Origin of the sequence: Fortiea contorta PCC 7126, assembly GCF_000332295.1 — a bacterium.
GTDB classification, from domain to species: Bacteria; Cyanobacteriota; Cyanobacteriia; order Cyanobacteriales; family Nostocaceae; genus Fortiea; species Fortiea contorta.
The window spans coordinates 1,596,273-1,615,107 of the sequence record NZ_KB235930.1; the positions used below are offsets into that span (position 1 = coordinate 1,596,273).

Genomic DNA, 18,835 nt, shown 5'->3' on the forward strand with positions numbered 1-18,835 from the left:
ATAGGGCGAGAATTAACCGAAGAAAGGATGAAGGATAAAGGATAAAGGATGAAGTAAGAACTTTTAGAAGCCTCGCCCCTCGTGGTCTTCTAACTTTTTAAGATAAAAAAAGAAAGAAAAATGGCAAATGGACACGCCGAAATAGCAAATGGACACGCCGAAATAGCAAATGGACACGCCGAAATGGCAAATGGACACGCCGAAATGGCAAATGGACACGCCGAAATGGCAAATGGACACGCGAAAATAGCAAATGGACACGCCGAAATGGCAAATGGACACGCCGAAATGGCAAATGGACACGCCGAAATGGCAAATGGACACGCCGAAATGGCAAATGGACACGCGAAAATAGCAAATGGACACGCCGAAATGGCAAATGGACACGCGAAAATAGCAAATGGACACGCCGAAATGGCAGTCTTAGTTAAGAGGTACGCTGAGGTTTAGAGAGTTGATATTACAGATTGCTTTGAGAATCTGTAATAATTCAATTGCAGATTCTGCACGAGTTATGTCTAATTTGGGGAATACTTGATAAGTTGGTGAACTTCCTGATTGTAGATAAACAAACTGATAATCCATGCCGTTGGTGGTTACACCCCAAGTGGATGTTTGATATTCTAGACTTTGATAAGCGTAGGTAAGTAATTGTGGCAGTCCTTCTGTAGCGTTAATACCACTATTTTTAGATTCAATTACCACTATCCAAAACGGTGTGGATATTGTTTGTTTTTGGGTTTTCTTGACAGCTAAGATGTCTATTCTACCTTTGATGTTGGTGTCTTCGTCTTCTATATAAATATCGGCTATATTTTCTTCTAGGGTAATTTTAATGCTGGGTTGATAAAAACCAGCTAGTTTCATTAGTGGTGCTAAAAAAAGAAATTTGATTTGTCCTTCGGAGATTTTGCCAGATGCGTAATATTCATTGAATATATTGCTAATTATTTGTAACTCTCGTTGTTCAAATTCTGTGAGCGATTCTAAAGAGAGTAATGATGTAATTGGCTCATTCAACTGCTCTGAAAATTTTAACAACCGCTGAACGTCTCTGAGCCTCAGGTTTCTGGCGTCTATGGTGAGTGTCATTGCTTCCCTCATCAGGCAATGCTGATGGCTGTATCCTGGCTATAATGCTATCACGACGTCCAGGTCTATCATCAGTTGGTCTAGCCAATTGGTTCTGCAAAAGTAGAAAAAAGTGAATTTTCTCTCGCAAATGCTTGCTTTCTTTGAGTTAATTGATACACTTTAACTTCATTAGCCCAGTTAATTAGCGCCTATGGTCCACATCAAGCGTGTGGAACTCACCAATTTTAAATCTTTTGGCGGTACTACTCAGGTTCCTCTACTTCCTGGGTGTACTGTTATATCTGGGCCGAATGGTTCGGGTAAATCGAATATCTTAGACGCCCTGTTGTTTTGTCTGGGATTGGCTAGTTCTAAGGGGATGCGCGCCGAACGTTTACCGGATTTGGTGAATAATACGCAGACGGCGAAAGGACGTTCTACGGTTGAAGCTAGTGTGACGGTGACGTTTGATATTGGGGATGTTTCAGTCCCAGATGCACAATCTCTTCTAGAATGGAGTGTTACCAGAAGATTAAGGGTGACGCACCAGGGGACTTATACGTCAAATTACTATATCAACGGTGAATCTTGTACGCTCACGGAGTTACATGAGCAGTTGGAAGAATTGCGGATTTACCCTGAAGGATATAACGTGGTGCTGCAGGGAGATGTAACTAGCATCATCTCGATGAATGCGCGGGAACGACGAGAAATTATTGATGAATTGGCTGGGGTAGCAGCGTTTGACCGCAAAATTAATCAAGCTAAGGGAACTCTCGATGAGGTGAAAGAGCGGGAGGATAGCTGTCGGATTATTGAGACTGAATTAACTGTACAACGCGATCGCCTAGCGCAAGACAAAGCCAAAGCCGAAAAGTATCAAAAACTCCGCACGGAATTTCTCGCTAAACAATCTTGGGAAGCGGTGTTATCTTGGCGTTCTTTACAAGCACAACAGGAGAAATTAGTCAATCAAATTCAAGGGGGCGATCGCTCTTTTGCTGATTTCACCACAGAATTGAGGACTTTGAATGGTGATATTGAGCAAAAAACTCTGATTTTGGCTCAATTGAATGCTCATGTCAAAGCTTTGGGTGAAGAGGAATTGTTGGCTTTACAGTCAACTCTGGCTACTCAAGAAGCCGAACGTAAGCAGTTGTTACGACAACAAACGGAGTTAGAAACTGCAAATCAGGAAGCGGGAAAGCGGGTTTTGCAGTCTCAGCAGGAAGTTCAACAACAACAAAATGCTTTAACAGAAATTGCTCAAACTCAGGTGGAACAGACGCCACATATCGCCTCTTTACAACAACAACGAGATGAGGCGCGACAAGCTTTAGCGAGTTCGCGGGAAGCAGCAGCAGCGATCGCTTCAGCTTCCGAAGCTTGGGTACAACAACAAACAACTTTGAATCGACAAATTGAGTCTTTGCTGCAAACTCTAGAACCGCAACGCACCGAACAGGCACAGTTGAATGAACGTCATGACCAACTACAAGAACAAATTCAAGAGCAGTCCCAACTAATTCTAAGTTTAGAACCGCAGTTGTTAGAAAAGCAAGCTGAGTGTAGTCGTCTGGAAACAGAATTTAACACAGCCAGCGAACCTATTGCAAATTTAGCCCAAAGCCTTGCGGCGACGGAACAAGAACTGCAAATCCAACAAGAAACCCAAAAGCGGTTATTGCAAGAGCAGCGGGAAAAACAACGGCAGTTAGATAAATTGGAAGCACAAGCGCAAGCACAGCAAGAAGTCCAGGGAACCCAAGCTAGTAAGGTGATTTTACAATCGGGAATGCCTGGACTTTGTGGTTTAGTTGTGCAGTTGGGTAAAGTAGAACCCAGCTATCAATTAGCTTTGGAAATTGCCGCCGGCGGGCGTTTGGGTCATATTGTAGTGGAAGATGATAGTGTCGCTGCGGCCGGAATTGAACTCCTCAAACAAAAGCGGGCGGGAAGAGCAACTTTTTTACCATTAAATAAGGTTCATGCACCAAAGTTTGTCCAAGATGCGACGCTGCGTTACGCTAGCGGTTTCATTAATTATGCAGTGAATTTAGTGGAGTGCGATCGCCGTTATCAAGATGTATTTAGTTATGTTTTTGGAAATACGGTGGTGTTTGCTTCTTTGGAACACGCGCGGAAAAATTTAGGTTTGTACCGCATCGTCACCTTAAATGGGGAATTGTTAGAGACGAGCGGCGCCATGACTGGGGGAAGTAATACCCAGCGTTCCGCGTTGCGGTTTGGCAATGTAGAAGCGACGGAATCAGAAGAAGTCGCTAATTTACGCAGTCGCTTAGTGGATATTGAACGAGTTTTAGAACGGTGTAATGAAGCGATCGCTAGTTTATCACTTAGCAGCAAACAGTTAACCCAACAGGTGACAGAAGCTCGTCAAGGGCGACGAGAACAGCAATTACAATTAGAACAGTTGCAAAAGGAAATCAAAACTTTAACCTCGCAACTAGCCGCAAGTCGCTCTCATCTCGCCCAAAATCAAGAAAAATTCGCCACCGCAGCCTCTCGATTACAAGTGTTACTGCGGGAATTACCGGGACAAGAAAATCAATTGCAACAATGGCGACAAGAGTTAACAGAGTTAGAAACCTCGCAAACTCCTAGTGAATGGCAACAAATCCAAGTAACTATTAAAAGCCAAGAGCAACAATTACAACAAAAAGACACAGAATTAAGGGAAGCAGAACAAAAATTAAAAAATCTGGAAAATCAACAACAGCGATCGCATGAAAAAATCCAGGAAGCCGAGCAGCGGATCTTAGAATACCAAATCCAACAAACCACATGTAGAGAGGCGATCAATAACGTCGCGGTACAAATCGCCGCGATAGATGCAGAAATTAACCAAACTAAACAGAATTTAACCCAAATAGAAGCAAAATTAGGCAGCGAAAAGCAAAAACGCGACACCACAGAACAAGAACTGCGATCGCATCTCCTGCGTCAACAACAATTAGAATGGGAACTGCAAAAACTCCAAGAAACGCAAATCACCAGGAGAGAAGAACTACTAACAGTCCAAACCCAACTACAAACCCTAGCCGCAGACTTACCGAACCCGCTCCCAGAAGTCCCAGATCAAGTAGACTTAGAAGAATTGGTCAAAGAATTGCGATCGCTCACCAAGCGTCTGCAAGCAATGGAACCAGTAAATATGCTGGCCTTAGAAGAATACGAACGCACCCAAAACCGCCTCCAAGAACTAACCCAAAAACTGCAAACCCTGGAAGCAGAAAGAACTGAACTCCTGCTACGGATTGAAAACTTTACTACCCTACGACAACGCGCCTTTAAAGAAGCCTTCGACGCCGTTAACGAAAACTTCCAATCAATTTTTGCCACTCTCTCCGACGGTGACGGTTATTTGCAACTCGAAAACAACGAAGATCCCTTCAACAGCGGCTTAAATTTAGTCGCCCACCCCAAAGGTAAACCCGTACAGCGCCTCGCTTCCATGTCAGGAGGCGAAAAATCCCTGACCGCTCTCAGTTTCATCTTTTCTCTACAACGCTATCGCCCATCGCCATTCTACGCCTTTGACGAAGTGGACATGTTTTTAGACGGCGCCAACGTCGAACGATTAGCTAAAATGATTAAACAACAAGCACAACAAGCACAATTTATAGTTGTGAGTTTGCGTCGTCCGATGATAGAATCAGCCGAACGCACAATTGGCGTTACTCAAGCACGGGGAGCTTACACCCAAGTTTTGGGAATTAAGTTGCGAACCGACAATACATCTGCTTGAGTTTTTGTTAATAATAGTGTATAGATAAACCGGATTCGAGATCAGGACTCCGTATAGAATGACCTCTGAACAGATAATTAGACGTTCCGACATATTGAACACCCAGGTAATTACCCGTGATAACGGCAAACGGTTAGGCATCGTCAGTCAAGTCTGGGTAGATATCGATCAACGAGAGGTTGTGGCTCTTGGCTTACGAGACAGCCTGATCTCTATCTCTGGCATCCCCCGGAATATGTATCTTAACAGTATCAACCAAATTGGTGACGTAATTTTGGTTGATAACGAAGACGTAATCGAAGATATCGAAGTTGAGACCCTCAGCAACCTGATCAACTGGGAAGTAATTACCGAAACTGGCGAAGTCTTGGGCAAAGTGCGGGGCTTCAAATTTAACGGAGAAACTGGTAAACTCCACTCAATAGTGATCGCTTCCTTCGGCTTACCCCAAATTCCCGAACAAGTGTTGAGTACCTACGAATTTTCTGTAGATGAAATTGTCAGCACTGGCCCTAGTCGATTGATTGTCTTTGAAGGTGCGGAAGAACGAATCAACCAATTGACAGTTGGTGTTCTAGAACGCCTGGGAATTGGTAAAGCCCCGTGGGATCGAGACGCAGAAGAAGAATACGGCTACGCGCCTCCACGCCAAGTAGCCCCCGCAAATCAACTTCCTAGCGGAGTTCCCCTCCAACCACCTAAAGCGAAAATCCGCACTCCCGAACCTGTAGCGAGGGAAGAATGGGACGAAGATTATGTGGAAGAAGAAAGACCACAGCGTCAGGTGATGCAAGCTAGACAATATGAATCAATTCAATACGAAGAAGAAGACGAAGACGATAACTGGAGTGAAGCCACAGACAAAGACAGGTATCAGCAACCGCCCAAATTTGAAGCCCAACCCTTCAAAAAACAATACGCCGAAGAATACGACAACTACGACGATGTTGAAGGCGATGCTTGGGATGACGCACCACAACCTGTGAACATTCCCAAAAAAGTCAAAGAGAAACAGCCAGAATACGAAGAAGAAGGCGGATATTAAGTTTAATTAATCGCCAAAAATTCGCCCCCTGCTGCGTTCGGTAGGGGGTGAATTTTTTATTGATACCAAAGTACCAATCCCTATTTTCAAGAACGCTTAATCGTAAATCTTCTCGATGTATCTCCACCTGTGAACCGCACCAGTGGACGTCGTGTTTGGTTCAGTAGTTGTATTCCCTCTACACAAGTTCTGGGTGTAGCAATGGTGACTCTATCCACGTTCCAATTATCGTAACCCTCAAATGTGTTACGCCCAGCGCCATATCCCTCATCCCTCATCCCTCATCCCTGTTCCCCGTTCCCTGTTCCCTATTCCCTACCATACAAGACAGATCTGGAAAATTTACCCCTTGACACCACTACTTGTTTCTGTTGGCACTATGTAGCGTTGCAAAAATATAAACAATAACAACGCTGGGGCGATGGAAATGACTGAACCTGCGGCTACTAAGCGCCAGTCGAGGGAAAAAGTACCTGCAAGTTTTGCTACTCCTAGAGGGAGGGTGTATAAAGTTTCATCTTGAATCACAATTAAAGGCCAGAGAAAATCACTCCAGGAACCGATAAAGACGAAAATTGCCAAGGTGACAAGGGCGGGGCGAATGGCTGGTATCATGATATCCCACCATAAACCCAACTCTGAACTACCATCCATGCGAGCTGCTTCCTCGATTTCTTTGGGAACGCCCATGAAAGCTTGACGCAATAAAAAAATCCCAAAAGCGGAAGCTAAACTGGGAAAAATGATTCCTAAATAAGTGTTTCTCAATCCCATCTGGACTGTCAAAATGTACAGGGGAATCATCACAATCTGAAAGGGAATCATAATCGTGGAGACGATCGCTATAAAAATCCAGTCTCGACCCGGAAATGATAGTCTCGCTAATGGGTAAGCGGCTAAGGAGCAAAAGAGTAGATTCAAGCCGACGGTTAACACGGCGACAAATGTGCTGTTATAGAGGTACTGTCCAAAAGGTAAAGACTGCCATACTCCAGAGAAATTATCTAGTGTTGGTTGACTGGGTAGCAACTGGGGCGGTGATTGGAAAATATTTTCTGTGGGAGATTTCAAAGCTGTACTGATTAACCACAGCAGAGGAAATAGGGTGAGTAGGGCGATCGCTCCTAATAATCCATAAATGATGATTGTTTTAAGGCGTTGGTTGTTTGTCATTTGTTGTTTGTTATTTATGATTTGTCGTCTCCCCATCTACCATTTTCTGTACAAACGGCTTGCAATGGTTGATCCCAAGGTTGTGTGGGTAATTGGGGTATGTGGGCAAAGTCGAAGACGACGCCTATGGTGGGTTTGGTGTTCCATTGAGGTAAACTGAGTAGGCGATCGTAATAACCGCCGCCATAACCCAAGCGATATTTTTGATAGTCGCAGGCGACGCAGGGAACGATCATCAAATCTACTGTGGCTGGATCGATAATTGGGGCGTCGGGCTTGGGTTCGGTGATGCCATAATTGCCGATTGTTAGGGGATTATTGGGTGTCCACAAGTGCCAAACTAAGGATTGACCAACGCAGCGAGGAAATCCCCAACGATATTTGCTGTCTGTGAATAACAAAGTTAAATCGGGTTCTTGGCGAAAGCTGAAATAAGCAAGTATGGTTTTTGCGTCGGTGAACAAGGTTGAGGTTTGAATCTGGGCGCAAATGCGATCGCTTTTTTCTCTCCATTGTCCGACGGACATTGTTTGTCGCGTTTTCAGTAAATTCCGGCGTAGTTCTGTTTTGTTCAGGGTAACTGAAATTTCTTGCACAATTCTTGAAACAATAAATTTACAACTTTACTCATCAGCTTCCCTTGAATATGCTTTCACTCTAGTTGGTGAATTGTCTTTTGTTGAACATTCTTTTCCCTCGATGGCAATTTTCGGAGCGAAAGTCCCAAGGGACGTACCAGCAACGAGAAATATCTCGTCCCCGAAGTTTCTCACCTCTGCCGTAAATTATTGCGTGATAAACGCCTCGCCCGTTTTTTTTGGAGGCCGCTAAAAATAGTGTGATCATTTTTTTGTTAGTTCCCGAAATAATAATCTGACTGCCATAGCCGCAACTTTCATTCTCACCAGTTTGACAGGGCGACCGGCAGATTTTTCAGTATCCAGTAACTCTCCTAACGTGATTCCTATGTGATTAGCAAGGCGCGATCGCTTGGGTTCAATCCGAGTAAAAACCCACAACCACATAGCTTTACGGCATAAGTCACTCCCACCAATAATTTTAGTTTTATGTTTATCGCCGGACGACTCCAAGCTGGGAGCCAGCCCCAAAGTAAAGGCACTTTACCTAATGCACCGCGACGTGATCGCACTAGCGCCACCTCTGGAAACTGCCACGCTAAATCTTGTCGTAAACGGTTGATGATGGGGGATTGTACCCGGTTAAGGTGAGCAAGCCTGAGCACCAGTTCTCGGATTTTTACGATTACTTCATCCCGAATCTGCACAAATCGGCGCGGCTCCTGGTGGTAATCGAAGTAGTAACACGCGAGCGCCAAAGCGTCAGCATCATCGTCTTTATCTGGCAACGCGAGGTGATTAGCCCGGTAACTTCTCAACTCCTTGTGACCAACCAGTCGCACCTCAACCCCAGCGCGGGCCAAATGAGTACCCCAGAGTTTGCTGTAATTATTCCCTGTTGGCTCCATGAGTGCTACATCTGGCTGGAGTTCTAGCAGCGCACGAATTCCTGCAGCGTTCGCTTCCAATTTTAGGAATTTGCAATCGTAGTAAAATTGACGTGGTTGAGTCGGCTTGTCTGTCAACAAGCAAGTCAAAACTGAGGACTTGCTCACATCAAGTCCTAAAACTTTAATCATTCGGTTCCCTTTAGGTGGTTCTCTAAAATCCCTAATGTCGATGCCTGCGAATCACCCGAAGGCCAGTAGCCTCGTTCACTCTCAAGGCAATGCCGCAAGCGGTAACTTGCGGCGACACAGGGTGGAATTAGCGCATTTGCAGTAGCCGACTCATCCAGTGCCCAGACGGTTGAGCAACTTTCACATTTGTAAAAACCAAAATCAGGATCAAACCTGACTTTGTGAGAACCGCATTCAATGCATTTCGGTGTTTTTAAGTTTTTCATAGTACTGGTTATGATTTATATGCTTAAATCCACAGCTTGATAATTTGGGCGATCGCCTGCACCTTTCTGGCGATCGCACTCAAGTCTCACCCCCCGAATTCCCTCCTTAATCGCTCCAAAAGGTCTTTCCCATCCCCATACCGCTGACCAGTGAAGCCCATCACCTCGGTGACGATGCTGCTATCACTTTTTCCCGCACCAAACCGCTGTATCATTCGCCACACTAAGCGATTTTCTTCTGAAAAAGAATCGCTAGAATCCTGACTGTAAGCGGTTTTGAGGTCTTTTTCAGCCACTTTTTGAGGGGCGATCGCATTATCGCAGTATGGTTGGAATATGGTTGAACCAGAGCGCTGTGTTGACGCTTTCATCTCTCTGTAAGGTGGGAGCTTTAGCGGTTGGTCATTAAGCAATGCGTGAGATTTGTCGAGTTTTAACCATTCAATTAGTTGGTTATTTTTCAGGCTTTTTGCATGAGCTTGAGCTTTTTTACCAAGTCTGATTCTAAAAAAAGCATCGGCTAAATCTGACTTGCCCTCCAACCCCCAGGCGGCAACCCGATCGTACTGCGAAAGCAACACAGTAAACCGCTTGGCTTTTCTGCCCCTTCTGGCGTGGCGTTCGAGCCACTCCCCTGAACTGGGTACTTTTGAAACCAGTTCGGGGTACTCTTCGGCAATAATTACCCGTTCAGTCCCGGACAGCGCTGCATCACCTTTCTCGTTACGGATCTTGAGTTGGTTGCTCAGATCCTCCAGGTCAGCAGACATCCCCAATTCAATCGCTGTCCAATTCTCACCCTTGCCGATTACCTCAAGTCCTTGCCAGTCTTGAGGTGTACCTTCGCACTCGTAGACGCGCACTCGTCCACCAACGGTATAAGCCAAGTATTGAGCTAAGGTTGATTTTCCCGTGCCCATTTCGCCGATGATCATGACCTGTGCTTACCCTCAATTGCAGCAAGGATATCAGTGATGATTTCTAGTGGTTCACTTACTGCAACGGCTGAAGCTTCAATGACTTGAGAAACAGGAGTGCCGCCGTATGGTAGCGCATCGTATACTTTGAGCAGGTGTTTCACGCCGCGTTCAACGTGGTCGCAGAAAACTACACCCAATTTCAGGATATTTCTAGTGACTACCACAGAAAATAGTGAGCAACTAAAAACAACTCGACCAATTCCCCAAATACAGTAGCGTCCTAGGGTTTGAGCATTTGGTAAATGCAATTCTACCCAGGTGTTCGCAGTGGTAGATTTGGGAGTGCTAGGAACCTTCACTTCAATCCAATCATTTCCCGTCATGCCCATGCCGCACCTCAATCTTTAAGTACATTGGACTATCGCTGTTTTTGCACAGGGCAATCAGCGCGAATGTGAGGGAGAGAAAAGTTAACAACAGGCTTAAGAGTTGGTTCATCCTTCTCCCTCAGCATTCAGAATTAAGTTGAAATTGTAAATAGAATCCTCAACCGGTTCTGGGTCGGGCTGTGGCAAGGGTTCAAAGCTGGAGTTGATCGCATCTTTGACCTCCGCTTCACAACTGCCTAGTACGCTGAGGTTTAAGTTGACTGGCTGCTTACTCATTGGCTTGACTCTGCCAGTAATGCTTCATAGCTTCATTCACTACTTGCTGGTCTTCTGGCGATCGCCCAAAATGGGGAATTCCCGGCTCATCTTTGGCGACAACTTTTGAGGCTTTTTCCGCTAACTCTTGGGGTACTCCATGCTCGGTGAGCGCTTTTAGTGATGCTTGATAAAGGCTTTCATTCATCAGCTTTCACCTTTGCTGCAGCATCAAGAACTGTTTGCCGCTGCTCCTCGGTGAGGTTGGCGTTGCCGTTGCACTCGATTATCTCAAGGTGCGTGCCTAGTCGGTAAAGTGCATTATCTTTACCAGCTTGCGATTGCGCTTGTTGGTAGTTTTTGAGTTGGCGTTGAACGTAAGGGTCAGTCATGATAAATTTTGATTATTCCTGGTCTGGCTTCGAGGAAGGCTTGGCCAGGCTGTTTGTGATTTGAGAGATGCGGTAACACCGCCCACTGCCTACCATCAAAACCTTGCGATCTGAAAGACGGACGGCTTTGGAGCGTGATACTTTCATCATGGGGAAGGAGCCGTCGGCCGCTAGGCTGAAGGCTTCATAATTTTCTAGGGATGTCCACTCAACTGGTGTTCTGTCTACTAGTCCGCTGAAGTTGACGGTAGACATATCTGCGGCAGATACTGCACTAGGTAACGAGGGCAAGTGTCGCTTTCTGTCGGTCTTACTCTTGGTGTTGTCGTTGTTAGGTGAGACTTTAGTCCCGTTACGGGTGGTTTCTGGTGCTTCCATAATGTATGCATGGGGTATGATACACGGACTATTGACCGTGCATGATGAGGTTTAAGCGTGGGCATGGTGGAGCTTGAGTGCCACTATGACCAGTGTTTACAACTGTTTAAGTGTCGGTATCGATTAGCGATTAAGCACTCTAAACCTTTACACAGCGAGGTTTTCGGCTTCATTTTCTACCATGAATTGCTCGGCGATTATAGAAAACAGAACGATTTGACCATCCTCGTCAAGCTCATCGGTGGCGTCTACAAAGTGCTGGGGAATATCTGAAAAATTCAATTCCTCCCACTGGTAAGCGACGCTGGTATTCTCTCTTGCAGCAATGCAGATTAGGGCACATAATCCCAAGGCTTGGGAGCGATTAAGTTTGGCTGTGTCTGCGAGAATTTTTTGAATGATAATATGGACTCCTTATAACTTGGTATTTGACTGGCGATCGCTCTGTGCTACTGGTAGGGCGATCGCCTTTTGCATTGAAAGCATCAGGTACAAATCAAAGGGTGTTCCACGCGGGGACTAGGCAGTGCGTGGGTGCTTGCTCCGGTTGCAACGCGAAGGGTTAGGCGTTGGGGAGCGAATAATTGGACTTCTGGAAGTCCTCATGGTTATAATAATTGCACGTCTGAACGTCTGAGTCAATAACAGACTTCTAGATGTGCGATAATTGAGGAGTTAATTATGGTAATGAAAAATGCCAAGAACCGGCCGCCCAAATTCCGGGAGAACAGTCATATCGGGAACGTTGAAAGTGACTCCCGAATCCTGGGAGATGCTGCAACAGCTAGCCCAGAGCATGGGTCTTACCAGATCGCAGTTGATGGAAAAAATAGCGACGAAGGAGATTCCGATACCTCAGGATCATCTTCAAACAACTCAATACCTGGGAAAATCGTCAGCCAGCTAATCGGAGAGACAGAGAAACAGCTGGCTTACCATGAACAGCAAGCCGAACTTCTAAGAAGCAGGCTGCAAGAACTAAAAGAAATTCCTATAAATGATACCGAATAAAACCGTCCTACCCGCTGGGTGAGGACGGTTTTGTTTTGAGTGATCGCTCTGAAGTGAAGAGTGCGATCGCCGCTGACCAAAAATTAAAAAGCGCCCCTAGAGTTCAGTTTCCGCGGGGAGCTTTTAGATTGCTAATTCAGTTCTTAATCGAAGGCGATTAAGTACCTTGTTGCTGGATAAATTCACTAATCCAACTTTTTTATTATGCCAGAAAACACCAGAAAAAGCGTTATTACACATCCAGAAAAAGCACCACTCGTGCTGTTAAGAAGTGAGTACTTAGAGATAACAGGTAATCACTGTGCAGCAAAGATACTAGCAGTATTTGAATTCTGGACTAACAAGCTTCAACAGATGGGTAATACACTCTCAAAAGCAAGAGATTGGATATACAAAACCCTAAATGGATTACATCAAGAATTGATGGGTGAGCATGGCATCCACAGCATCCGCAAGGCGGTTAGTATCCTTGAGGACAAAGGTTTTATCAGTAGAAGGCACAATCCACACATCAAATATGATCGCACTTGGCAGTACAAATTAGAGATAGAAAACGTCCAAAAAGCATTGAATCTGCTCAATGTTCAACCTGAGCAAATGGATAATGCGATTGAGTCAAATCCATCTGTCGAAAATGAAGAATCCATTAGTCAGAATTGCCACAACAATATAATAGAAAACCCTTTAGACAACTCCTCAAAGTCGAAGACAGAGAACGCGGAAGTTTGTTTAAAAACTGAAGAAAAAGAAATTCCTCTTAACATCAAGCAAGTGTTGCCTGTTCTGGCCGCGGAGTGGCAAAGATTCCCCACCGCAAGGCAGGCAATAATTGAACAGCTGGCAAGGCATGGTATCGCCGTAACTGTGCTCAATCAAATTGGACTGGGAAGAATTGTTCATGAACACTAAACAACTCTCCTTGTTCACCCTTGCCCCTGTAAGCCAGATTAAGACAGTACAGGATCCTTACTGGGATGAAATAGTTGCGCCCCAACACATTCAAGAAAAAACTGATACTCAGCAAGCTGGAACTCCGTACAATTGTGTTGGGGCGCAAGTAAACGAAGATACGCAATTAGATACCGTAGAATTTCCTGTTGGGGCGCAAGTTGCATTAGATACCAAAAAAGTTGCGCCCCAACACGATACCCACTGGGTAGAGAAATACTGGGTAGAGCGCTCTGGTAATAAATATTGGTACTATCGCTACTGCTGGATGACTGGCAGGAAGAAAAATCGGATTTATCTTGGCAGTGCAAATAGTGCGATCGCTAAAAATCGAAAGGCAGATGTAGAAGCCGCAATCAACGACGGACAGACACCACAAGAGATTCAACACTTGATTCACTCTTGGCGTCACCATTCGCAACCAAATTCCTAAATCTTTTGAGTTCATCCCACCGGCGGCTTTCTAGTGAAGCAGTACGGCTGTACTGATTGGGGCGAAACTCTGCTTTTCTCCGTTCCACAAAAGAATCAATAAATTTGAGAATTATTTGCTGTTCAATATCTATGCCAGAATCCAGTTCCCTGGCATAGTTCAAAATTTGGTCAGCAAGTCTGACTGGAACGCGAATTGTTTTAGTCTTGCCATTGTTCCAAGCCGAAGACCAGCTGGTACTGTTAGTTCCTGGTTGCAAAGTCATGTCCATTTCCTGTAACGCCTGTGTCATGGCAGGATACAGGGTTTTTCTTGTGATTGCAACCTTGAAAAAATGCGATCGCCCAATGAATAAAGCGATCGCCATGCTGTTTTTACTATTCGTCAATATTGTCACGGGAATGTTGATGGCGGGTAAAGCTCATCTACCTCCTCCCAGGCAAAGTCTGCCAGGGTTTCTAGGGCCTTAGCCAAGTCCACCGGGTGATCGTAATTTCCCTCCTGGAGGCGCTGGAAGAAAATTTCGATTTGCAGGAATAACAGCTTAGTGTTCATAGAGTAGCGATCGCCCCCTTAACACGATCAGCCGAAATTTCTACATAACGTTCCAACGACTTAAAATCCTTGTGACCAGTGATTTTCTTAATCGTGTACAGGTCAGTTCCATTGCGGTGCAGTTTGGTAATGAAAGTCCGGCGGGTGGAATGAGTGCTAATACCCTTAGCCGTCAAACCCAGTCTTTCTATAGCAGCTCGTAAAATTTTATCTGCCCACCGAATCGTGATTGGCATTGAACCATCACGGCAGGGAAAGAGCCAGCCCGAACTAGAATCTGGAGTGTAATTAGATAAAGATTCAGCCAGTACAGGGTGTACAGGCACTTGTCTTGTTTGGCGCTTACCGTCTGGCGTTGCCTTGCGAGTAATCGCCCGAAAATTAATATATTCCCGTGGCGTGCCGTTGGGATTGTAAACATCCTCTATCCTTAACTTTACCAATGCCCCCCATCTTTCCCCGGTGTACCAAGCTAAATCTAAAAGCAACTTGTATTTTTGACTTTTAATTTGCTTGCGGATTTTAGAATAGTCCGTGTCAGTTAAAATAGCCGATTGTCCGTTTCGGTTATTTTTCATGAAAATTCTCCTCAGAATTGTTCCGGATTAACCAGTTGCAATGGTTAATTCGGAATATTTGCGTTTTTAGATATAGTCAATATCTGCTTAAATACTAATGGTGGTAGGCTTTTCAGCCCTCAGTGATTGTTCTTGATTTACATAAAAGTGGAATATTTACATTGTTTTGATTACTGCTTAAAACGGGTTTATTCACTTCATTAATCTGACATGACCACCATCAACCTTTCAACGGATATCCCCTCAGCCATCAACACCTTAGAAAAACTAGCAGTTTGGTCAGGATTAACACTTGCAAATATCAATCCGTCTCTTACCGCAATTGAAGGCGTAGGTTATACAGAGAGAGTATCTCAGGCGGGAATATTTTATGTGCAAGCTGACAACAAATACCGAGCATTAATTCGCCAATCTATCCAAATGTCGCCAGACTATTTAGCTGGTGGTGCAAAACTATGGACATTTGCACAAGAACTAAGCAATACAGCAATTCCTGCAATCTTTAAAGCCAACTAAATTAATGGAATTTCAACCTCAGAAACTAGAAATTCCGTTTAAATCTGTGGATTTTGACTACGCACCAAGTCCACAGAACTTTTTTGAGGTTAGAAACTCTACTAGTATCCCTCAAGCAGAATTCCAAGTAAGAGATACCAGTTTTAGTCAAGTTTCAAAATATAATTTCAATCCACCAGCCGCGCCTAGTTCAATTGAAAATCTTACGGCTGAATACGCGAGCAAACAACAACAGCTAGCGGATGCAGTTCGACAACAACACCGCATAGATAACATCTACGAGCGTGTAATGAAAGAAGCACCGCGCCGTGATGTTGAAGTGCTACCACCAGAAAACCCCGCTGATGTTTTTAATCCCAATAAAACCCGGATGCGAAACATCACACCCGTTGAACAGCAACAAGAAATAGCCAATTTATTAGAGCGTCAAGTTAAGCGCCCAACCACACCCACAAACGCAACACCTCCAACAACCAACATTCCTCGGACTTATCCGTTAACCGACCCAACCGCAACACCGCCCACAGCCACACCTCGTATTCCCGTAAACGGGCCAAATCCAGGAATAGGTGCAAAGCCAACCTCAAATCCTGTCTCTGCTGGTAGGCTTGGTTTGAAAGTCGTTGGTAACGCTGCCGAATTCGGTTTTCGATTAGCAGCAGGACAATCCCCTATTCAAGCAGGAGTTGGTACTGCTGGTAGCGCTATCGGCTCCTTTGTTGGTGGCTCGCTTGGTTCCCTTGCAGGCCCCGTTGGTACTTTTGTCGGCGGGATGATTGGTGGAATGGTCGGCGGTGCTATTGCAGATTTTATTTATAATCAAGCCTTTCCCGATCCTGCTAATACTCCCTTAAGCGATTATCAAGGTGCGCCGCCATTTTTTGGCGGGCAAAATGCAACAAGATATCAAGTAATCGCTGATTGGAGTACATATTTTAATAATCAACCTAACGACAATCAAAGATTTAATAGGCAAGATGTTTATGGCCCTATCTCCTCAATCACCTTAGATGCTACAGCCTCAACTCCGGGAATTAAGGTTGTCGCTAAAGATGCGAATGGCAACGAAGTAATTTTCAGACAGGGAAGCGGATTCTACCCTGCAACTGTTCCCTACAATCTTAGGAATATTCAAGTAGTCAGGATTGATGGAAAGCCAGATACTGAAAATTTACCACCATTACCAATTCCTAGCGACAATCGCGTGCCTAGCTCTTTTTTTCATCCAGGAAATCAAAATTACGCGCCGCCAACAGGACAACCATCACCAAAACCAGCGCCAAATAATTATGCTCCTGGTGGTTTTACTCCTGGAGGTAGCCCACGAGGTGATAGCCCTGGTTGGATACCTCATGCTTACCCCGCACCTAAGAGTAAACCTAATCCCACGAATACGCCCGGCAATTTAGGTGGCAATTTCCCTGATTTTGCACCTAATCCAGCTCCAGCACCCACCCCACAAGGACAACCAAGTCCAGAGGCTGAACCTACGCCAACTGGCTACAAAATCACTGGGCCAAGTTACACACCAACGGGTTCACCATCTGGTAGCCCTGGTACACTAGCCCCACCACAAAGCGTTCCGTCTGGACTTCCAAATCCAAAACCACAAACAGTTCCGTCAGACGGATTCAAGCCGCAACCAAATACAAATCCCAACCCAAACACTAATCCCAATTCAAACACTAATCCTAGTCCAAATACAAACCCCAATCCCAATACAAATCCATCCGGCGATATTTGTGAATCCCCTTGCATTAAATCAATGGGAGAAAAACTGAATGATAACAGCATTTTTTGGATTGAAATAAAAGTTCCAATTGTCGTTTGTGAATTAAAAAATGATACCTGGACACCAAAAAGAAACGATACAAGTTTTAAAGTTTTAGCTACAAAAAATGGTAATGAAATTTTAAAAACGCAAACTGAATTTGAGGAGTTAGCAAAAGCTAACGAAGAATTATGTAATTTAAAAAACAAAGAATTTGAAGCGTATCTATCCGTACCTGACTATTGGCAAACTCGCGCTCCACAAAAGCCACAGTTAGCTATTCAATATGCTGAAAATTTAGGTAATGAAAAGATTGGGCGTTCTCGTTGGACATTAATACTTCCGCATTACAGATACGGTTCTCAACATCAACCTAAATTCCCTGATTATGAAAAAGGTGACTATCGAGGAATACAAGTTTTAAACGACAACTCTAAAATTATTGTTTGGTGTAAAACCGAAACTGAATGCTTAAGAGTTATTAACGCATTAAAACAATATGTAGACCCCGACCGATTGAAAGGAATAGAGCCACCACAAGTAACAAATTCTAATCAAGAATACAAAAAAATTTCTGTCACTCCCACACTATGTCAATTTTTTGGCAATGGTCAAAAAGATAAAGCACCAGCTTGGAGCAAGAAACTAAGAAAGAAAAAATGAGATCCTTAGAACTTGATAATGTTTTTGTCGTAAACGGAAGATTGGCCATTAAATTAAGCACTTTTGCCAAACTTCTACATTACTCAAATGATTATTTATTACAGCTCATTAAAAAATTATTTAAACAAGGAATTAAGATAGGTTTTAAATGGAAAAAAAACTGGTATATTTTCTTGCCTACTACTCCCATTAAGTCAATTGTTCAGAATAGCAACAACGACAATAACAGTGAGGATAATGCTATAAATCCATCTGGCAATGAAATTAATACTGATTGGAGTGCAGCTGTTGAAGAATTGCCTTCAGATATTAGACAAGCTTTAGGTAAAGCAAACTTTAATGCTGTGGTTGCTAATGGGCAACTTGTTATGCCAGTTTCGGCAACAGCATCAATGGAGCTACTCTCTTCGACCTTAACCCCAAAGAGAGTAACTCAATTTATTCCTCCTAATTTGGGGACTTTTCAGGCTACAACGAATTACAAGTATGGATACTATATTTTATACAAGGAAGACCGAATGAGTACTTTTGATCCGGGAACCAGCGGAACCCTTAAATCAACCCAAATTCCTGCTGCATTTTTTGAAGTTTGCCGAGCCTTGGACGCGGCCGAGAATCTAAGAAATGGGGCTAATCCTGGATTACCTCCACGTCGAAATCTTTCTACTACAGTTAGCTTTGACACGGGAACTATTGCCGTAGCAGCTACTCTACCAATTACCCCAAACATTCAATCAAACGGCTCTATTGATATTGCAGCAAGCAACTATCTGGGTTCAACTTATGCGGCTTTTGCTAATGGTGGAGGCGATTTAAGTTCTGATACGTTACCTGAAGCTTTGCTAGAAATAGCTAGTTTACTTGCTGCAGCGGAGAAATCTGTCACACCCGCAGAAAACCAACCAAACAACGTACAAATTCAGTTTGATTTAGAAACTAGTTCTGCTACGATTTCTGCTAACTTGCCTTTTACTACAGCATCTGCATCTAACGGTGCAGTAACCATTATTGCTATTGATTACCTTTAATCCCTAGCAAACTT

The 18,835-nt window shown here is 44.2% G+C and carries 24 protein-coding genes and 1 pseudogene; 11 read left to right on the forward strand and 14 right to left on the reverse strand.

What is annotated here, in order from left to right; all coding sequences use genetic code 11:
* The first annotated feature begins 120 nt into the window (after positions 1–120).
* On the forward strand, positions 121–450 hold the full coding sequence (locus MIC7126_RS0107605) for a hypothetical protein (RefSeq protein ID WP_017652543.1): 330 nt from the start codon (positions 121–123) through the stop codon (positions 448–450).
* Here MIC7126_RS0107605 and MIC7126_RS0107610 read toward each other — a convergent pair.
* Positions 424–1,092: a hypothetical protein gene (locus tag MIC7126_RS0107610; protein WP_017652544.1), complete on the reverse strand. Its 669-nt coding sequence runs from the start codon at positions 1,090–1,092 to the stop codon at positions 424–426. The two genes, MIC7126_RS0107605 and MIC7126_RS0107610, sit on opposite strands and share 27 nt — an antisense overlap.
* 193 nt (positions 1,093–1,285) lie before the next feature.
* Here MIC7126_RS0107610 and smc point away from each other — a divergent pair, with 193 nt between their 5' ends.
* Together smc and MIC7126_RS0107620 are read left to right on the forward strand one after the other, a co-directional pair.
* The gene (gene smc / locus MIC7126_RS0107615) at positions 1,286–4,843 is read left to right on the forward strand and encodes a chromosome segregation protein SMC (RefSeq protein ID WP_017652545.1); all 3,558 of its coding nucleotides are present in this window, start codon (positions 1,286–1,288) and stop codon (positions 4,841–4,843) included.
* Positions 4,844–4,901: 58 nt separating this feature from the next.
* A complete protein-coding gene (locus MIC7126_RS0107620; RefSeq protein ID WP_017652546.1) occupies positions 4,902–5,888 on the forward strand; it encodes a PRC-barrel domain-containing protein in 987 nt (328 codons plus the stop codon).
* 86 nt (positions 5,889–5,974) lie between these two features.
* On the opposite strand, the gene MIC7126_RS30240 is transcribed toward MIC7126_RS0107620, so the two are convergent.
* The 11 genes and pseudogenes from MIC7126_RS30240 to MIC7126_RS32220 all read right to left on the reverse strand — a co-directional run bounded on the left by MIC7126_RS30240 (position 5,975) and on the right by MIC7126_RS32220 (position 11,600).
* Positions 5,975–6,166: a hypothetical protein gene (locus MIC7126_RS30240; RefSeq protein ID WP_154655853.1), complete on the reverse strand. Its 192-nt coding sequence runs from the start codon at positions 6,164–6,166 to the stop codon at positions 5,975–5,977.
* A 64-nt stretch (positions 6,167–6,230) separates the two neighbouring features.
* Positions 6,231–7,061, reverse strand: a complete 831-nt coding sequence (locus MIC7126_RS0107625) for a carbohydrate ABC transporter permease (RefSeq protein WP_026100105.1) — start codon at positions 7,059–7,061, stop codon at positions 6,231–6,233.
* 14 nt (positions 7,062–7,075) lie between these two features.
* Positions 7,076–7,657 (reverse strand): 5-formyltetrahydrofolate cyclo-ligase, encoded by a 582-nt coding sequence (locus MIC7126_RS0107630; RefSeq protein ID WP_017652548.1) that lies wholly within the window; start codon positions 7,655–7,657, stop codon positions 7,076–7,078.
* A gap of 246 nt (positions 7,658–7,903) precedes the next feature.
* A pseudogene (locus tag MIC7126_RS27235) lies at positions 7,904–8,718 on the reverse strand (IS110 family transposase).
* Between the two features lie 352 nt (positions 8,719–9,070).
* Positions 9,071–9,919 carry a hypothetical protein gene (locus tag MIC7126_RS27240; RefSeq protein WP_017652550.1) on the reverse strand — a complete coding sequence of 283 codons (849 nt, stop codon included), beginning with the start codon at positions 9,917–9,919 and terminating at the stop codon, positions 9,071–9,073.
* Entirely contained in the window at positions 9,916–10,287 is a 372-nt protein-coding gene (locus MIC7126_RS31885; RefSeq protein ID WP_017652551.1) for a hypothetical protein, read from the reverse strand. Before MIC7126_RS31885 ends, MIC7126_RS27240 begins: the two co-directional genes overlap by 4 nt.
* Positions 10,288–10,398: 111 nt before the next feature.
* Positions 10,399–10,569, reverse strand: coding sequence for a hypothetical protein (locus tag MIC7126_RS30245; RefSeq protein WP_017652552.1), 171 nt, complete (start codon positions 10,567–10,569; stop codon positions 10,399–10,401).
* A complete protein-coding gene (locus MIC7126_RS0107650; protein ID WP_017652553.1) occupies positions 10,562–10,756 on the reverse strand; it encodes a hypothetical protein in 195 nt (64 codons plus the stop codon). Before MIC7126_RS0107650 ends, MIC7126_RS30245 begins: the two co-directional genes overlap by 8 nt.
* On the reverse strand, positions 10,749–10,940 hold the full coding sequence (locus MIC7126_RS0107655; RefSeq protein WP_017652554.1) for a hypothetical protein: 192 nt from the start codon (positions 10,938–10,940) through the stop codon (positions 10,749–10,751). Before MIC7126_RS0107655 ends, MIC7126_RS0107650 begins: the two co-directional genes overlap by 8 nt.
* A 12-nt stretch (positions 10,941–10,952) precedes the next feature.
* Entirely contained in the window at positions 10,953–11,231 is a 279-nt protein-coding gene (locus MIC7126_RS29120) for a hypothetical protein (protein WP_238553618.1), read from the reverse strand.
* Positions 11,232–11,465: 234 nt separating this feature from the next.
* Positions 11,466–11,600, reverse strand: a complete 135-nt coding sequence (locus tag MIC7126_RS32220) for a hypothetical protein (protein WP_274517485.1) — start codon at positions 11,598–11,600, stop codon at positions 11,466–11,468.
* A gap of 115 nt (positions 11,601–11,715) precedes the next feature.
* Here MIC7126_RS32220 and MIC7126_RS32225 point away from each other — a divergent pair, with 115 nt between their 5' ends.
* The 4 genes from MIC7126_RS32225 (at position 11,716) to MIC7126_RS0107680 (ending at position 13,710) form a co-directional block, all read left to right on the forward strand.
* Complete coding sequence (locus MIC7126_RS32225; RefSeq protein ID WP_274517484.1) at positions 11,716–11,841, forward strand: hypothetical protein; 126 nt, start codon at positions 11,716–11,718, stop codon at positions 11,839–11,841.
* Between the two features lie 158 nt (positions 11,842–11,999).
* Complete coding sequence (locus MIC7126_RS0107670; RefSeq protein WP_017652556.1) at positions 12,000–12,329, forward strand: hypothetical protein; 330 nt, start codon at positions 12,000–12,002, stop codon at positions 12,327–12,329.
* Between the two features lie 204 nt (positions 12,330–12,533).
* Positions 12,534–13,238, forward strand: coding sequence for a hypothetical protein (locus MIC7126_RS0107675; protein ID WP_017652557.1), 705 nt, complete (start codon positions 12,534–12,536; stop codon positions 13,236–13,238).
* Positions 13,228–13,710, forward strand: coding sequence for a hypothetical protein (locus MIC7126_RS0107680; RefSeq protein ID WP_017652558.1), 483 nt, complete (start codon positions 13,228–13,230; stop codon positions 13,708–13,710). Before MIC7126_RS0107675 ends, MIC7126_RS0107680 begins: the two co-directional genes overlap by 11 nt.
* Here MIC7126_RS0107680 and MIC7126_RS30250 read toward each other — a convergent pair.
* Positions 13,634–14,002, reverse strand: a complete 369-nt coding sequence (locus tag MIC7126_RS30250) for a hypothetical protein (RefSeq protein WP_154655854.1) — start codon at positions 14,000–14,002, stop codon at positions 13,634–13,636. The two genes, MIC7126_RS0107680 and MIC7126_RS30250, sit on opposite strands and share 77 nt — an antisense overlap.
* Before the next feature lie 22 nt (positions 14,003–14,024).
* Between MIC7126_RS30250 and MIC7126_RS30255 the strand changes: the two genes are divergently transcribed.
* On the forward strand, positions 14,025–14,180 hold the full coding sequence (locus MIC7126_RS30255) for a hypothetical protein (RefSeq protein WP_154655855.1): 156 nt from the start codon (positions 14,025–14,027) through the stop codon (positions 14,178–14,180).
* A gap of 81 nt (positions 14,181–14,261) precedes the next feature.
* Here the strand turns inward: MIC7126_RS30255 and MIC7126_RS0107690 are convergent, their stop codons facing one another.
* On the reverse strand, positions 14,262–14,843 hold the full coding sequence (locus MIC7126_RS0107690) for a tyrosine-type recombinase/integrase (RefSeq protein ID WP_017652302.1): 582 nt from the start codon (positions 14,841–14,843) through the stop codon (positions 14,262–14,264).
* Positions 14,844–15,053: 210 nt separating this feature from the next.
* On the opposite strand from MIC7126_RS0107690, the gene MIC7126_RS0107695 reads away from it, so the two are divergent.
* Genes MIC7126_RS0107695 through MIC7126_RS0107705 form a run of 3 tightly spaced genes read left to right on the forward strand, consistent with a single transcriptional unit; the run spans position 15,054 to position 18,821 of the window.
* Positions 15,054–15,359 (forward strand): hypothetical protein, encoded by a 306-nt coding sequence (locus tag MIC7126_RS0107695; RefSeq protein WP_017652559.1) that lies wholly within the window; start codon positions 15,054–15,056, stop codon positions 15,357–15,359.
* A 4-nt stretch (positions 15,360–15,363) separates the two neighbouring features.
* Complete coding sequence (locus MIC7126_RS31540; RefSeq protein ID WP_017652560.1) at positions 15,364–17,793, forward strand: hypothetical protein; 2,430 nt, start codon at positions 15,364–15,366, stop codon at positions 17,791–17,793.
* On the forward strand, positions 17,763–18,821 hold the full coding sequence (locus tag MIC7126_RS0107705; protein ID WP_238553619.1) for a hypothetical protein: 1,059 nt from the start codon (positions 17,763–17,765) through the stop codon (positions 18,819–18,821). The genes MIC7126_RS31540 and MIC7126_RS0107705 overlap by 31 nt, the downstream gene beginning before the upstream one ends.
* Positions 18,822–18,835 lie beyond the last annotated feature (14 nt).